Here is a 12,935-nt window from a genome sequence, read left to right as displayed (position 1 = left end):
AGCACCGGAGCCCGCCATGACGCCGCGATCCGCTCTCAACCGCACCCTGCTGGCCCTCGCCGGGCTGGTCCTCCTCGGCGGCGGACTGCTCATCCTCTTCGCCGGGCTCGACCTCTACCGGCGGCACGATCTGGCCCCACCCGCCGGCTGGCCCCTGACCACCTCGGCCGACGTCCTGCTCGGCTCCGCCGACCGGGCACGCTGGAGCAGCCAGGGCTGGTGGTGGTGGCCCGCGGTCATCGCCGCCCTCGCACTCGTCGCCCTGCTCGCCCTGTGGTGGCTGCTCGCCCAGCTGAGCCGACGCCGCCCCGGCTCCCTGCCCGTCGGCGGCACACCCCCGCAGGAAGGCGTCGAACTGCGCGACCACGCACTCAGCGAAGCGATCGCGAACGAAGCCGGTGCCCTGCCAGGGGTAGGCCATGCGGCCGTACACATCACCGGCCGACCGGCCCGCCACCGCACCCGCATCGACCTCACCCTCACCCCCGAGGGCACGCCCGGCGCCACTCTCGGCGCCCTCTGCGAAGGCCCGCTCAGCACGGCTCGCCGGTCCACCGGCCTCCCTGACCCTCCTACCGAGGTCCGGCTACAGGTCAGCCGCCACGGACCACACCGCGTGGAGTAAGGAGGAGAGATATCGCCGTTCCCGCCGACGCCCTTGCGGCCCACAGCAGTTCGCGGGCGCGCCGGCACCACTCCCCGAAGGAGAGATCATGATCGTCCTGGGCGTCATTCTGCTCGTCGTCGGCTTCCTCACCGGCCTGTCCATCCTGTGGACCATCGGGATCATCCTGCTGGTCGTCGGAGCCATCCTGTGGATCCTCGGCGCGATGGGACACGCCGTCGCCGGCCGACGCCACTACTGGTAGTCGGGATCGTTGCCTGCAGGGCAGTGATCCAGGCTGCGGGCAGGCCGGCAGACGTCGCGGACCCACCCACGTTCGCGGCGGCGGACGACAGCGGCGGAGAGGTCGATCCGCCTGAGGCCGCCGTCGGTGCCGGTCAGCCGCCGCGGCTCGGACGCGGGGCGCCCGGTGGCCGTTGTGCCGGTCCTCGCCGCACGAGCGCACGGCCGACTCGTTGGGGAGTCGGTGGATCGGCCCCCACGGTCCGGGCGGGAGTTCCCACCGCGTCGGCCGGTGAGTCTCCGTCGGGAGTTCGTATGCACAGCACCTTCGTGAGGATCCGCCAGAACGTCCCCCGGGGCCACGGCGATGACGGGCGGTGAGCGGCAAGGACCCGTGGAAGGCTCCACCCGGTCGGAGCGCTTCGGGGAGGAGTTTCTGGGAGTCCTGCTGGACCAGGGGCACGAGTTGCCGCCGCACGAGCTCGGTCCGCTCGTCGCACGGCAGATCGGCATGCTCGACGGCCGCGAGACCTCGCTCTTCCTGCAGGACTACGGCCAGGTGTGGCTCGTCCCCCTGCCGGGCGACGGGCTGGCAGCCGGGGAACCGCAGCCGATCGACGGCTCCGATGCCGGTCGTGCCTTCCAGGAGGCGCGTCCCGTCGAGGTGCCGCAGGCCGGCGGTGTACGGGTCTATATGCCCCTGCTGGACGGTGGCGACCAGGTGGGCGTCCTGGCCGTCACCCTGGACCGCCTCCACGACGACGAGCGACGGCTGCTGCGCAGGCTCGCCTCGCTCGTGGCCGACATGCTGGTGACCAAGCACGGTTACACCGATCTGTTCTTCCGGCTGCGCCGCAGAGAACCGATGAGTGTGGCGGCGGAGATCCAGTGGTCGCTGCTGCCACCGCTGGCGATGTCCACGCCCCGGGTCGAGCTGGCCGGGATGCTGGAACCCGCCTACGACGTGGCCGGCGACAGCTTCGACTACGCCCTCAACGGCGATGTCCTGCATGTGGCCATGGTCGACGCGATGGGCCACGGACTGGACGCCGCCACGATGGCCACGGTGGTCATCGGAGCCTACCGGCATGCCCGGCGCATCAGCGTCGGCCTGTCGGAGATCTATACGTTCATGGACCGGGCCGTCGCCGATCAGTTCGGCCCCGACCACTTCGTGACCGCTCAGATGATGCGGCTCAACACGGCAACGGGCAGGCTTCAGTGGGTCAACGCCGGACATCCCGCTCCTCTGTTGATCCGTGGACACCGTGTCGTACGACGGCTGCAGGGCCCGACGACGCTGCCCGTCGGCTTCGGCGGTCACGAGCCCCGGATCAGTGAAGTGGCTCTCATCCCCGGCGACCGGATCCTGTGCTTCACCGACGGACTGATAGAGGAGCGCGATGTCGGCGGTGAGGAATTCGGTGAGGAGCAGCTCATCGGGTGGGTGAACCGCCTTGAGCCCACGGCGCAGCAGATCCGGACGGTGGCGCGCTCCCTCTCCCACACGCTGCAACGGGCGCGGGGCGGGATCACGACGGACGATGCGACGCTCCTGCTGATCGAATGGCGCGGGAGCGCCACCGACGACCTCGCCCTCCTGGAGTGAGCCGGCAGCGCACCACCATGGACATGGCCGACGGCACACTACGTTCCTCTCCCGCCGCTCTTTGCGAAAGTCCTACCGGCGGGGGCGGCTCCGCGATGCTCCTTGGAGCGGGTTCACTTCCCCGTGCGGTGCCATGGCGAGAACCGCCACCGCCGGGTACGGCCGGAAGGTCAGGGTCTCCATGCGATCATCGTGGCTCGCGGTGAACAGCTGAATCACGATCACACCGAAGACGATCATCGCGAGCAGCACGCTCACCGTCACGAAGGTGCCCATATCTCCCATGCTCCTGCTGCCGTGGTGGGGGGCCCGTGACCGGTGACCGGTCCGTCAGGAGTGCGTGAGGCGGGGTGGGGGGCGTCGTGTCCGCCTTCGGAGTCCCAGACCGCCTCCCCGAGTGAGTCCGAGTCGGCCGCTGCCTCTGCCGCGGCCCGGAAACGTTCGGCCTCATGGATCAGGCCGGTCGCCGTGAGGCTCCGTGACGGGTCGGTGGCCGCGGCCATGAGCCGGGCCGCGGTGGCCGGGGCTGTCTCCGGTGGGATCACCAGCAGGTCCCAGCGGCCGAAGGTGTAGGACAGCAGCAACAGCTTGTGCGGGTCCTGCCCGGCGTTGGACCAGCCGACGCGCACCATGTGGCCGTGCGCGGGCACTTCACCCGGGATGACCGGCCACAACGTGCGGCTCACCGCTATCCGGGTGATCCGCCCCCACAGCGGGTCGAGACATTCGACGAGCGCCGGGAGCTCCTCCGTCAGGTTGCGCGAACGGGGCCACCAGGCACCGTCGATCAGGGCCGGAGGGGCGCCGGCCCGCGCCAGCGTGAGTCGGAGCGGTGACGAAGAAGGGGCCCGGTCTCCGACTGCGGGTGTGAACGGAATGGTCGCGGTCATGACGCGGACCCAACCCCGGGCCGGTCACGGCCGGCCCGGTTGCCATGAATCGCCGAGAACGACCCGGCGTGGAAGCCGGTGTACGAGATGCTCTCGGTAATCACCAGGATACTCCTCGCCGAGGCCCGGCGGACTGGCGGGGAGTGACGGGCTGAACGGAACAACACACGTCACAGAGCCAGGGGAGTGCTGGGCCGGGGCATGCGGGCCGTCGGGCGTGAGACCGGTCCGGGAGCCGGCATACGAAGGGCCCCGGCGCCCTCGGCCCACTGCCGCCGGTATCGACAGCCGCTTCACCGAATGCGGCGGCGTCTCCACAACCGCCCCGGCGTGTGCGGAGTACCGTGGACAGCACCGAGGGCATTTCGCACACCGGCTTCCACGCCGGGTCGTTCTCGGCGAGAGACGAAACCCGGGTCGCCGCCAAGGCGGCCCGGAGACGGGTCCGCATCATGTCGGCGACCTTGCACCAAGCCCTGCCACACCACGAGCCCGTCGCAGCCCCGGCCGCGCGTCTCGCGCTGAAGACCGACGGCCCGTCGCGCGGCCTCCTGGACGGTGCCTGGTGGCCCCGCTCCCGGGACCTGCTGAGCGAGCTGCCCGCGCTGACCGATGTGCTGGACCCTCTGTGGGGCCGCATCACCCGCATCGCCGTCAACCCGACGTACTGGCCGGTCATCCCGCACGAGATCCCCGTGGGCGGTCATGTCGTCAAGGCCGGATGGTTCACCCCGGAGATCGACCCGCACAAGCTGCTGCTGCTCTCCTACGGCACCGGCCGCTGGGACCTGCTGGTCATCCCGCCCGAGACCGAGACGGAGTCGGCGGCCCGCCTGATGGCGGCCGCGTCCGACTACGACGGCCCACCGCTGACCGCAAGCGCTCTCATCGCCGCGGACGAGACCCGGCACGCCGTCTCCGCCGCCGACCGGCCACTCGAACCGGACGAGGCAGGGAAGCACGAGGAGGACGGCCCCGCCTCAGCGGCCGTTCCGGCACGGACGGATCGCGCCAGTTGCCTGGTCATCGGCATGTGAGACGGCCGCCACGACCGGTGCCTTCACGGGTTTCGGACCTGCCTCACGAGCCGGCGCAGGCACATGCAGGGGTCTCGACCGGCGAGTCTCCGCCCCACGTGGTCCTCGTCCCGAGGAGCAGTACATGCAAGCCCTGATCGTTCTCATCGTCGTGATCGGTCTTCTGGCCGTCCTGGCCCTCGCCCTGTCCGTGAAGGTTGTCAAGCAGTACGAGAAGGGAGTGCTGTTCCGCTTCGGCCGACTCGCCGGAACACGCTCCCCGGGACTGCGGTTCATCATCCCGTTCGTCGACGCCCTGCACCGGGTGTCGCTGCGGGTCGTCACCATGCCGATCCAGTCCCAGGGCATCATCACCCGGGACAACGTGAGCGTGGACGTGTCGGCGGTCGCCTACTTCCGGGTCGTCGACGCCGTGAAGTCGGTCGTCGCCGTGGAGAACGTCAACGCGGCGATCAACCAGATCGCCCAGACCACCCTGCGGAAGGTCGTCGGCCGGCACACGCTCGACGAGACACTGTCGGAGACGGACCGCATCAACCTGGACATCCGCCAGATCCTGGACGTCACCACCGTCGACTGGGGTGTGCAGGTCACGCTGGTCGAGCTCAAGGACATCCAGCTGCCCGACACCATGAAGCGCGCCATGGCCCGCCAGGCCGAGGCCGAGCGGGAGAAGCGAGCGAAGATCATCAACGCGGAGGGCGAGTCCCTGGCCGCAGCCGCGCTCGGCGACGCCTCGGACACCATGATGGCCCACCCCCTGGCGCTTCAACTGCGCAATCTCCAGAGCCTGGTGGAGATCGGTGTCGACCAGAACACCACCGTCGTCTTCCCGGCCCCCCTCATGAGCACGATCGGCGAGCTCGGCTCCTTCCTCGCCCGGGAAACTGCTGCCGCCGCACCCGCCGCGGCAGCGCCACCGGCCGGCACCGGCCGCACCCACACGTCCCTCAGCCCGGCAGGCAGCGCGCCCGGCACCGCGGCGTGAAGCCGACTACGGCCCGAGCGATCCGTGGCACCAGGGAGGATTCGTGACCGTCGCCTGTCGCGCGCATCCTCCGGGCACCGGCTGATGATGGGGGTACGGCCGAACACGCGGAGCTGATCATGACGGGTTGGCGGGTCAGGGACTACACCCAGGACGATCTCGAAGCGGTGATCCGTGTCGACATGCAGAGCGGCACGACCGAGGAGCCGCCGCTCTTCCCGCTCTCGGACGCCGTGACGGCCCTCCAGACCCGCCACCCGGCCGTGGTGGCCACGGCCGACGACGTGCTGATCGGCGCCGCGGTGAGCAGGGTGGAGGGCGAACGGGCATGGATCCTGCGCATCTGCATGGCGCCCGGCTGGCGGCAGCGAGGGCTGGGGAGTGCTCTGATCACCGCCCTTGAGCAACGGCTCTTCGCCGTCGGCGTCCGCGCGGTGCAGGCCGCCCTGCCCGAGGGCGAGACCGGTGCCACCGCCCTGCGCAACTGTGACTTCGGCGCCCGCCCCGGGCTGGTCTTCTTCGAGAAACGCGGACCGGTGACCCCGCAGTCGGCCGGCACGCTGTCCTCGCTCGGAGCGGAGCTGCCCCCAGGGGGGCTGTGGCAGAAGGTCGCGGGCATGCAACGGGAGAAGCAGCTCATCGAGCGGCGCCTGGTCCTGCCGCTGGCCCATCCCGAACTGGCCGCCCAGCACGGAGTGGAACCGCCACGGGCGGTGATGCTGTTCGGCCCGCCCGGGACCGGCAAGAGCACGTTCGCGCACGCGATCGCCAGCCGCCTGGGATGGCCCTTCCTCGAACTGTTCCCCGCCCGTCTGGCCGCCGAGTACGGCCTGGCGACCGGGCTGAACCGGCGCTTCGACGAGATCGCCCGGCTCGACCACGTCCTCGTCTTCATCGACGAGGTCGAGGAGGTCGCCGGCGAACGCGGCGGCGCGGACGCGACCGCTGTCGGCGTCGTCAACGAACTGCTCAAGGCGATCGTCCGGTTCCGAAGCCAGGACGGACGGCTGCTCGTCTGCGCCACGAACAACGTGACCACGCTCGACTCCGCGTTCCTGCGGCACGGCCGCTTCGACTACGTGCTGCCGATCGGCCCTCCCGACCACACCGCCAGGACCGCGCTGTGGGAGAGCTACCTGGCCCGAGCAGGCGCACGGGCCGACAGCGCGGTACTCGCGTCCGCCAGCGAGGGGTTCACCCCCGCCGACATCGCCCACGCGGCGCGCACCGTCTCCCAGGCCCAGTTCGAGCGCACCTTCGACACCGGAACCCGGACCACCCCCACCACCGACGACTACCTGGACACGATCCGCGACACCAAGCCCACGGTCAGCGCTGCCATGGCCCGGGAATTCGCCCAGCAGACGGAGGAGTTCGCCCGCATCTAGCGTCCAGGCCGGGTGGGGAGTCGATCTGCGACGGACGTGTCAGGCCGGCGTAGGTGGCGTGTCGCTGCCCGTTTCGATGAGGATCTGCCTGGCCTCGGTGACGTTTTCGGCCCGTACGGCCCTGGCCATCGCGGCGCGTGCCGCGTCGGGCGACGTGTCCGGAGGGACCAGCAACAGAGAGAAAAGGTCCCCTTCGCCTCGGGTGATGAGGACGGTGTCGTCACCGACCGGGAAGGAGTCGATGTGCACGACCCGGTCGTCGACCATCACCCGGGTCGGCAGTTCGTCCCAGGCGCTGCCGTCCAGACCGACCCGGGTGACAGGCCCGAGATGCTCGGTCAACGCGGAGATCAGCGAGGGAAGCTCGGCACCGATGTCCCGGGACCGCGGCCACCATGCGCCGTCCAGGATTCCCTCGCGTGCGTGGGTGGTCTCCAGTCGCAGCAGGGCCGTTCCGGGTTTCACCGACCGGTGCACGGCGTCCGGCAGGAGCCTGGGGAAGTCGGGGGTGTCTGAGCCTGCCATGGTGTCCGCCCGTCCGCAGAGAGCAGTGCGACCGCACGGCGTGCGACCACGATACGACCCTGCTACCTCACGGTACTCCGCACGACGCTCCCGCGAGCGCTTCGCCGCAGGCGCGGTTGCGGAAACAGGCAACGGCTCCGGCGTATACCCGCCGGAGCCGCCCTTCCGGGTCATTGCACGTGAGCGTGCGCCGACCCGCTTTCCAGGTTACGTCAAAGGGACTAATCCGCCATAAGCAATCCTTGCGAGGGTTCACTTCGGTCCGAGAAGCCGACGCGGCGGTTCAGCCACGCCCTTCCTCTTCCGTCTCCATCTGCCGGATCCCCTGGTGCGTCAGCGTGATCATCCCGGGCGTGTTGCCCCTCTCCCAGTCCACGACGACCCAGCCTTCACCTGCCAGGTACATACAGGCAGCGGCCATGTCCTGCTCAGGGATACCCAGGTCCGTGCGGAGCTTCGCCCCATCGACACCCAGGAGGCGATTGCCCTCGGCGGCCTGGTACAGAGCCTGCATGATCCTCTCGCGGTACGTCTTCCGGTCCCGCAACATCGCCATGACGCGCCTTCCTCTACTGCCCACGGTCGGGCCGAAGCCGATGTCATCCGCGGTCGCCGTCGCGGTGGGGCGCGTCGGAACGGTCGCATCCACCGACCGACGGTGTCTCCGGGGCCGACGCCCGATCCCCGGCAGAACATCGCTGTAGTGGAAGGCAGCGATCCGTTCGGCGTGCTGGCCGTTGAGCCGGTGGATCAGAACGACTCCGACGGCGATCAGGACGAGCAGCACGGCCACGGCGATGACGAGCATGGGATCTCACCTCCGCCGACCGGCGGGCGAAGGCCCTGCCGAGCCGATGGGCCGGGGCAGGGACGACGGTCGACCTGCTCCGCCGTCGGCCTCCCAGGCTTCTTCCCTGTTTCGTGCATCGATCCTGTCTGCTGCTTGCTCCCGGGCCGAGGCATCGACGCCGTCGCCGACCATCAACTGCGCGGCGGCATCCGCACCGGTTTCCGGCGGAAGCACCAGCACGTCCCGGCGGCCGTCAGCGGAGAAAAGAGTGAGTCTGTGGGGATCCTGCTCCTCGGTGGACCAGCCCACCTGCACGGTGCGCCCGGCGTAGGACACCCAGTGCGGCAGGACGGGCCAGTAGGCCGGGTGCACGGTGACACCCGTGATACGACCCCAGAGATCGCCCAATGCGGCCGTCAACGACGGCAGCTCACGGGTGAAGGCACGGGAGCGAGGCCACCACATACCGTCCAGCCCGCCCGGCGCGGGCGTCAGGGACAGCCGGGCCGGCTGCGGCGGCGCACATCTGATCGATGTCGTACGGTCAATGGTCACAGCCATGGCGCGGACCTGTCCCCGGGCTCGTGGGTGCGGCCCGGCGCTGTCGATCACCGGGAACGGCACCCGCGTCGGAGCCGGTGCGCGAAGAACTCCCGGTGTCTTCAACACTACTCCGCTAACCGGTCCGAAAAGCCCGGGATGACCAGGCAGTTTCCTACCTTCAGGACCTGGTCGCTGGTGCCGATGCCGGTCAGAGCCAGTCCTTGCGCTTGAACGTCAGATACAGCAATGCGGACAGGATCACGATGACTGCGGCGGAGGTGATGAATCCCGACTCGCGGCCGAAACCGGGATAGGGGAGGTTCTGGCCGTAGTAGCCGGTGATCGCGGTGGGTACGGCGATGATCGCGGCCCAGCTCGTCACCTTCTTCATGATCAGGTTCATGCGATTGGCCTGGACCGAGAGGTTCGTCTCCATGACCGAGGCCACCAGGTCCCGCAGCGATTCCGTCCACTCGGTGGCACGCAGCACGTGGTCGTAGACGTCCTGGTAGTACGGGGCGAGAGGGTCGTTGATCAGGTGCAGGCCGGGGCGCATGAGGGTGTTGACCACCTCACGCATCGGGAGCACGACGCGGCGCAGCTGGACGAGCGACTTACGCAGTGCGAAAACCCGGCGCTGCACGGCTTCGATCTCACGGCGCCCGGCCGCGAAGAGCAGACCCTCCAGCTCCTCGACGCTGTCGTCCAACTGCTGGACCGCGGCGAAGTGTCCGTCCACGAGATGGTCGAGCAGACCGTGCAGCAGGAATCCGACGCCGTGGTCGGCCAGGTCCGGGCTCTCGTCCCAGCGGGCGACGACGTCCTCGATGTCGAGGCCGTCGTCCTTGCGGACGGTGATCATGGCCTGACTGGTGAGGAATACGGCGATCTCGCTGTACGTCAGTTCCGCACCGTCCGGGCTGACGGTCACGGCGTAGGCGCTGAGGAACTCGTGGGTGCGATAGCGGTCGAGTTTCGGCCGCTGTCCATGGTGAGCGGCATCCTCCAGAGCCAGTTCGTGGATGCCGAACTCCTGACCGAGCATGGTGAGTTCAGCGGCTCCGGGCCGGTGCAGGTCCAGCCACAGGACCGACGCCGGATCAGCGAGATGCGCAGAGACGTCACTGGCGGGAAAGCCCTCCAGGACCAGAGTGCCGTCGTGATACAGCCGGGTACGCGTCACCATGGCCCGAGGCTAGTGTCTTATACCCCTGTCATGCCGCTTCGCCCCGATTGCCAGCGCGGCAGGTTCATCGACAGCAGCCACCCTCCGTGGGGGCCTTACGTCAAAGCCCGCGACATCCGGAGCTCCGACCGACGAGCATCGGGTGCCGGTCCGAAGGCAGGGATGTGGGTACCCGGCCGCCGCATCGCATCCGGCGTACACCGCACGACCGGATGCGGCCCGTCAGCCGGGAAGGACACTCCGAGACCATGACCACGCATACCCCGCGCCGTCGCCCGCCTCCCCCCGCAGGTGGCAGTGATTTCGCCCGCCTGTCGAAGAAGATCGCCGAGGCCGGCCTGATGAACCGGCGCCCCGGCCACTACACCGTCCGGTCCATCGTCGTGGCCGTCGCCTACGCCGGGGGCTGGAGCGCGTTCGTCGTCATCGGCGCCGGGTGGTGGACCCTGGCGCTCGCCGCGTTCCTCGCCGTGATGTTCGGGCAGGTGGCTCTGCTCGCCCACGACGTCGCGCACCGCCAGGTCTTCCGCCGGCGCCGGCCCAGCGAAACGGCCGGCCGCATCGCCGGGGCCGCGATCGGGATGGGCTACGGATGGTGGCAGGACAAACACACCCGCCACCACGCCAACCCCAACCACGAGGACCTCGACCCCGACATCGCCCCGGACCTGCTGGTGTGGTCCCAGGACCAGGCCCGCGCCGCGACCGGACTGCCGAGGATCATCGGCCGTCGGCAGGCGTTCCTCTTCTTTCCCCTGCTCCTGCTCGAAGGGGTCAACCTTCATGTCTCCAGCGCGCGAGCACTGGGCAACCGCGCCCTGAAGAACCGCGCCCTGGACGGCACGCTGCTCTACGGGCACACCGCCGCCTACCTGACCGCAGTGTTCATCGTCCTCCCACCCGGCATGGCGATCGCGTTCCTGGCCGTCCACCAGTGCCTGTTCGGCCTGTACCTCGGTTGTCTGTTCGCCCCCAACCACAAGGGCATGCCGATCCTGACCGGCAAGGACCGCCCCGACTTCCTGCGCCGCCAGGTCCTCACCGCACGCAACGTACGCGGCAGTTGGTTCACCGACCTCGCCCTGGGCGGCCTGAACCACCAGATCGAACACCACCTGTTCCCCAGCATGCCCAGCCCGCACCTGCGCAGGGCCCGGCCCATCGTCCGCCGCTACTGCCAGGACTTGGGAGTCGACTATCTGGAAACCGGACTGATCGCCTCCTACCGGCAAGCACTCGCCAGCCTCCACCGAGCAGGAGCGCCACTGCGGCGAGCCCGTATCAGCAGCGCCCGAGCATGACGCACCGGCGCCGACGGTAGATGATCTCGCCGCCCTGTCTGAACCAGGAGGCAGTCCCGTCGAACCGCTTGCGTGAGTCGGCAGCTGTAACGCATCCAGATGCCCTTGCCGTACTCCAGCGCCTTGTCCCGGTGCCCGGCTGAAGTGATCCGGTGAGACCCAGCGGCTGGAACAGCCCCGTCGGCTTCCCGGCGCGGCTGCGTCGTCTTACGGCTCCCCTCCCAGATGGGCGCAATCGCAAATCCAGCGTCCCGCGAGCATCGCAGGAGCGCGCACTGTGTGCGGAGCCGAACGCGGTCATGCGCGCAAGCACAGTCGAGATCACAGCGAAGCGCCGCCGGAGCGCTCCGGCGGGGCTTCGTCTCATGGCTCCGAGCAGAAGCCCCGTCGGGGGATGGTTCCCGGAAGGGCTTCACTGCTTCGCACTGCCCCTATGACGCGGGTTGCGGCTGCATAGGTCTGACCAGGTGGTAGACCTCCCGGGCCGCGTAGCGCTTGAGGCTGCGGACGATCTCGCGCCGGGTCTTGCCCTCCTTGCTGCGGCGTTCGTAGTAGTCCTGGGTGCGCGGGTCGACGCGGAGGCGGGTCTGCACGATGCGGTGCAGGGCCGCGTTCGCTTGCCGGTCGCCGCCGCGGTTGAGGCGACGGTACTGCCAACTGCCCGAGGAACGCTCGACGGGGCTGGCCCCGCACAGCGCCGCGAAGGACGCCTCACTGCCCAGGCGTTCCGGGTTGTCTCCGATCGTGATCAGCAAAGTGACGGCTGTGTCCGGACCGATGCCCACTACCTCAAGCAACTGGGGAGCGTGGCGTTCCACCAGCCGGGTCAGGCGGCCTTCCAGGTCCTGGACCTCTTCGCTGAGCTGCCTGATGCGCCGGGCCAGGAGACCCAGGGTGACGTGGGTGGCGTGGAGCACCGCCCCCTCGCCGGTCTCGTGGTTCAGGCTGTCGTCGACGAGCCCTGCGCAGGTGCGGAAGAGTTCTGCGTTGCCCAGCCCGGCCAGTTCCTCCCTCAGCTGCGGATCGGCACGGATGAGGACGGCCTTGAGCTGGTTGATCGCCTGGGTGCGGGCCTTGACCGCCGAATGCTTCGCCAGCTTGTACATCCGGGCGATCTCCACCGGCCCGTCGCCCGTCTTGGCCTGGGCGCGCGCTCGCCCGCTCAGCACCGCCCGGGCCGCGTTCTCGGCATCGAGCGGGTCCGACTTGCCGCGCCGACGGCGGTCGGCCCGGTCGAACCGGTTCACATCGAAAACGTCCACGCCCTGGGCCAGCAGGTAGCGAGACAGGGCCGCCCCGAAGGAACCGGTTCCTTCCACTCCGGCCCGGCGCACCGTACCCGACGCCCTGGCCCACCCCAGCAGGTCTCGGTATCCAGCCGCGGTGGCCTGGAACTCCTCGGTGCCGATCACCTCCCCCACCAGGGAGAGCACGGCGGCCACATGGGCATCCCGGTGCGTGTCCACTCCCAGGATCACCTCCCTCGCCGGTCGCCGCCGATGAGAACGCGAAGCGCAGGGTGTGTCGATCATGCTCGATTCTTTTCAGGCCGACGGCTTATCGCTAGCCGGCACCGGGCCGTGCGGACGGTCAGAATCGTGATGACGCCTGTCCGGCAGGCCCCTATCGAGACACGCCCGGTCAGCCCGAGACCAGCAACGCACCGTCCCCGCCGGTGGTCGACACAGGGCGAGCAGGACACTCGGTCAGGCATCTCAGGAGTCAGACCCCGCCGCAGGACAGCACCCACCTACGGTTCTCCTTTTATCCGGCTTGCAGCCACGTCAGCCCGCTCGTTCGAGCGAATTGACTCGAAGCGCCCGCCGCCGAC

Annotated in this window: 14 protein-coding genes; 7 read left to right on the top strand and 7 right to left on the bottom strand. The window is 69.4% G+C overall.

What is annotated here, in order from left to right; all coding sequences use genetic code 11:
* The first annotated feature begins 16 nt into the window (after positions 1–16).
* The 3 genes from ACFYZE_RS19945 (at position 17) to ACFYZE_RS19935 (ending at position 2,456) form a co-directional block, all read left to right on the top strand.
* Complete coding sequence (locus tag ACFYZE_RS19945) at positions 17–625, top strand: alkaline shock response membrane anchor protein AmaP (RefSeq protein ID WP_388995461.1); 609 nt, start codon at positions 17–19, stop codon at positions 623–625.
* Between the two features lie 88 nt (positions 626–713).
* On the top strand, positions 714–869 hold the full coding sequence (locus tag ACFYZE_RS19940; protein ID WP_388767770.1) for a DUF6131 family protein: 156 nt from the start codon (positions 714–716) through the stop codon (positions 867–869).
* A gap of 345 nt (positions 870–1,214) precedes the next feature.
* Positions 1,215–2,456 carry a PP2C family protein-serine/threonine phosphatase gene (locus ACFYZE_RS19935; protein ID WP_388995458.1) on the top strand — a complete coding sequence of 414 codons (1,242 nt, stop codon included), beginning with the start codon at positions 1,215–1,217 and terminating at the stop codon, positions 2,454–2,456.
* Between the two features lie 72 nt (positions 2,457–2,528).
* Here ACFYZE_RS19935 and ACFYZE_RS19930 read toward each other — a convergent pair whose 3' ends face one another.
* Positions 2,529–2,732 (bottom strand): hypothetical protein, encoded by a 204-nt coding sequence (locus ACFYZE_RS19930; protein WP_388995455.1) that lies wholly within the window; start codon positions 2,730–2,732, stop codon positions 2,529–2,531.
* Positions 2,717–3,346 (bottom strand): DUF5994 family protein, encoded by a 630-nt coding sequence (locus ACFYZE_RS19925; RefSeq protein WP_352357893.1) that lies wholly within the window; start codon positions 3,344–3,346, stop codon positions 2,717–2,719. The genes ACFYZE_RS19930 and ACFYZE_RS19925 overlap by 16 nt, the downstream gene beginning before the upstream one ends.
* Before the next feature lie 344 nt (positions 3,347–3,690).
* Here ACFYZE_RS19925 and ACFYZE_RS19920 point away from each other — a divergent pair, with 344 nt between their 5' ends.
* The 3 genes from ACFYZE_RS19920 (at position 3,691) to ACFYZE_RS19910 (ending at position 6,759) form a co-directional block, all read left to right on the top strand.
* Positions 3,691–4,383 carry a DUF5994 family protein gene (locus ACFYZE_RS19920; RefSeq protein ID WP_388995452.1) on the top strand — a complete coding sequence of 231 codons (693 nt, stop codon included), beginning with the start codon at positions 3,691–3,693 and terminating at the stop codon, positions 4,381–4,383.
* 124 nt (positions 4,384–4,507) lie between these two features.
* Positions 4,508–5,371, top strand: a complete 864-nt coding sequence (locus ACFYZE_RS19915; protein ID WP_350834317.1) for a slipin family protein — start codon at positions 4,508–4,510, stop codon at positions 5,369–5,371.
* A 119-nt stretch (positions 5,372–5,490) separates the two neighbouring features.
* The gene (locus ACFYZE_RS19910) at positions 5,491–6,759 is read left to right on the top strand and encodes a bifunctional GNAT family N-acetyltransferase/ATP-binding protein (protein WP_352357897.1); all 1,269 of its coding nucleotides are present in this window, start codon (positions 5,491–5,493) and stop codon (positions 6,757–6,759) included.
* Between the two features lie 39 nt (positions 6,760–6,798).
* On the opposite strand, the gene ACFYZE_RS19905 is transcribed toward ACFYZE_RS19910, so the two are convergent.
* From ACFYZE_RS19905 to ACFYZE_RS19890, 4 genes are all read right to left on the bottom strand, one after another.
* Positions 6,799–7,284, bottom strand: coding sequence for a DUF5994 family protein (locus ACFYZE_RS19905; protein ID WP_069777876.1), 486 nt, complete (start codon positions 7,282–7,284; stop codon positions 6,799–6,801).
* A 283-nt stretch (positions 7,285–7,567) separates the two neighbouring features.
* Positions 7,568–8,092 carry a hypothetical protein gene (locus ACFYZE_RS19900; protein ID WP_373304000.1) on the bottom strand — a complete coding sequence of 175 codons (525 nt, stop codon included), beginning with the start codon at positions 8,090–8,092 and terminating at the stop codon, positions 7,568–7,570.
* A 6-nt stretch (positions 8,093–8,098) separates the two neighbouring features.
* Positions 8,099–8,686 (bottom strand): DUF5994 family protein, encoded by a 588-nt coding sequence (locus ACFYZE_RS19895; protein WP_388995448.1) that lies wholly within the window; start codon positions 8,684–8,686, stop codon positions 8,099–8,101.
* 139 nt (positions 8,687–8,825) lie between these two features.
* Positions 8,826–9,803, bottom strand: coding sequence for a magnesium transporter CorA family protein (locus tag ACFYZE_RS19890; protein ID WP_200418071.1), 978 nt, complete (start codon positions 9,801–9,803; stop codon positions 8,826–8,828).
* A 248-nt stretch (positions 9,804–10,051) separates the two neighbouring features.
* Between ACFYZE_RS19890 and ACFYZE_RS19885 the strand changes: the two genes are divergently transcribed.
* Positions 10,052–11,104 (top strand): acyl-CoA desaturase, encoded by a 1,053-nt coding sequence (locus ACFYZE_RS19885; protein WP_200418072.1) that lies wholly within the window; start codon positions 10,052–10,054, stop codon positions 11,102–11,104.
* Between the two features lie 431 nt (positions 11,105–11,535).
* Here ACFYZE_RS19885 and ACFYZE_RS19880 read toward each other — a convergent pair whose 3' ends face one another.
* Positions 11,536–12,570: an IS110 family transposase gene (locus ACFYZE_RS19880; RefSeq protein WP_388995445.1), complete on the bottom strand. Its 1,035-nt coding sequence runs from the start codon at positions 12,568–12,570 to the stop codon at positions 11,536–11,538.
* Between the last annotated feature and the right edge of the window lie 365 nt (positions 12,571–12,935).

Origin of the sequence: Streptomyces sp. NPDC001796 (assembly GCF_042892355.1) — a bacterium.
In the GTDB taxonomy this organism is placed as follows: domain Bacteria; phylum Actinomycetota; class Actinomycetes; order Streptomycetales; family Streptomycetaceae; genus Streptomyces.
Note: the sequence above shows the minus strand (reverse complement) of the source record. Positions and strands in the feature narration are given on the sequence as shown.

Coding starts and splice junctions, on each gene's coding strand:
- ACFYZE_RS19945 (WP_388995461.1), top strand. CDS start 17: ATGACGCCGCGATCCGCTCTCAACCGCACCCTGCTGGCCCTCGCCGGG.
- ACFYZE_RS19940 (WP_388767770.1), top strand. CDS start 714: ATGATCGTCCTGGGCGTCATTCTGCTCGTCGTCGGCTTCCTCACCGGC.
- ACFYZE_RS19935 (WP_388995458.1), top strand. CDS start 1,215: ATGACGGGCGGTGAGCGGCAAGGACCCGTGGAAGGCTCCACCCGGTCG.
- ACFYZE_RS19930 (WP_388995455.1), bottom strand. CDS start 2,732: ATGGGCACCTTCGTGACGGTGAGCGTGCTGCTCGCGATGATCGTCTTC.
- ACFYZE_RS19925 (WP_352357893.1), bottom strand. CDS start 3,346: ATGACCGCGACCATTCCGTTCACACCCGCAGTCGGAGACCGGGCCCCT.
- ACFYZE_RS19915 (WP_350834317.1), top strand. CDS start 4,508: ATGCAAGCCCTGATCGTTCTCATCGTCGTGATCGGTCTTCTGGCCGTC.
- ACFYZE_RS19910 (WP_352357897.1), top strand. CDS start 5,491: ATGACGGGTTGGCGGGTCAGGGACTACACCCAGGACGATCTCGAAGCG.
- ACFYZE_RS19905 (WP_069777876.1), bottom strand. CDS start 7,284: ATGGCAGGCTCAGACACCCCCGACTTCCCCAGGCTCCTGCCGGACGCC.
- ACFYZE_RS19900 (WP_373304000.1), bottom strand. CDS start 8,092: ATGCTCGTCATCGCCGTGGCCGTGCTGCTCGTCCTGATCGCCGTCGGA.
- ACFYZE_RS19890 (WP_200418071.1), bottom strand. CDS start 9,803: ATGGTGACGCGTACCCGGCTGTATCACGACGGCACTCTGGTCCTGGAG.
- ACFYZE_RS19885 (WP_200418072.1), top strand. CDS start 10,052: ATGACCACGCATACCCCGCGCCGTCGCCCGCCTCCCCCCGCAGGTGGC.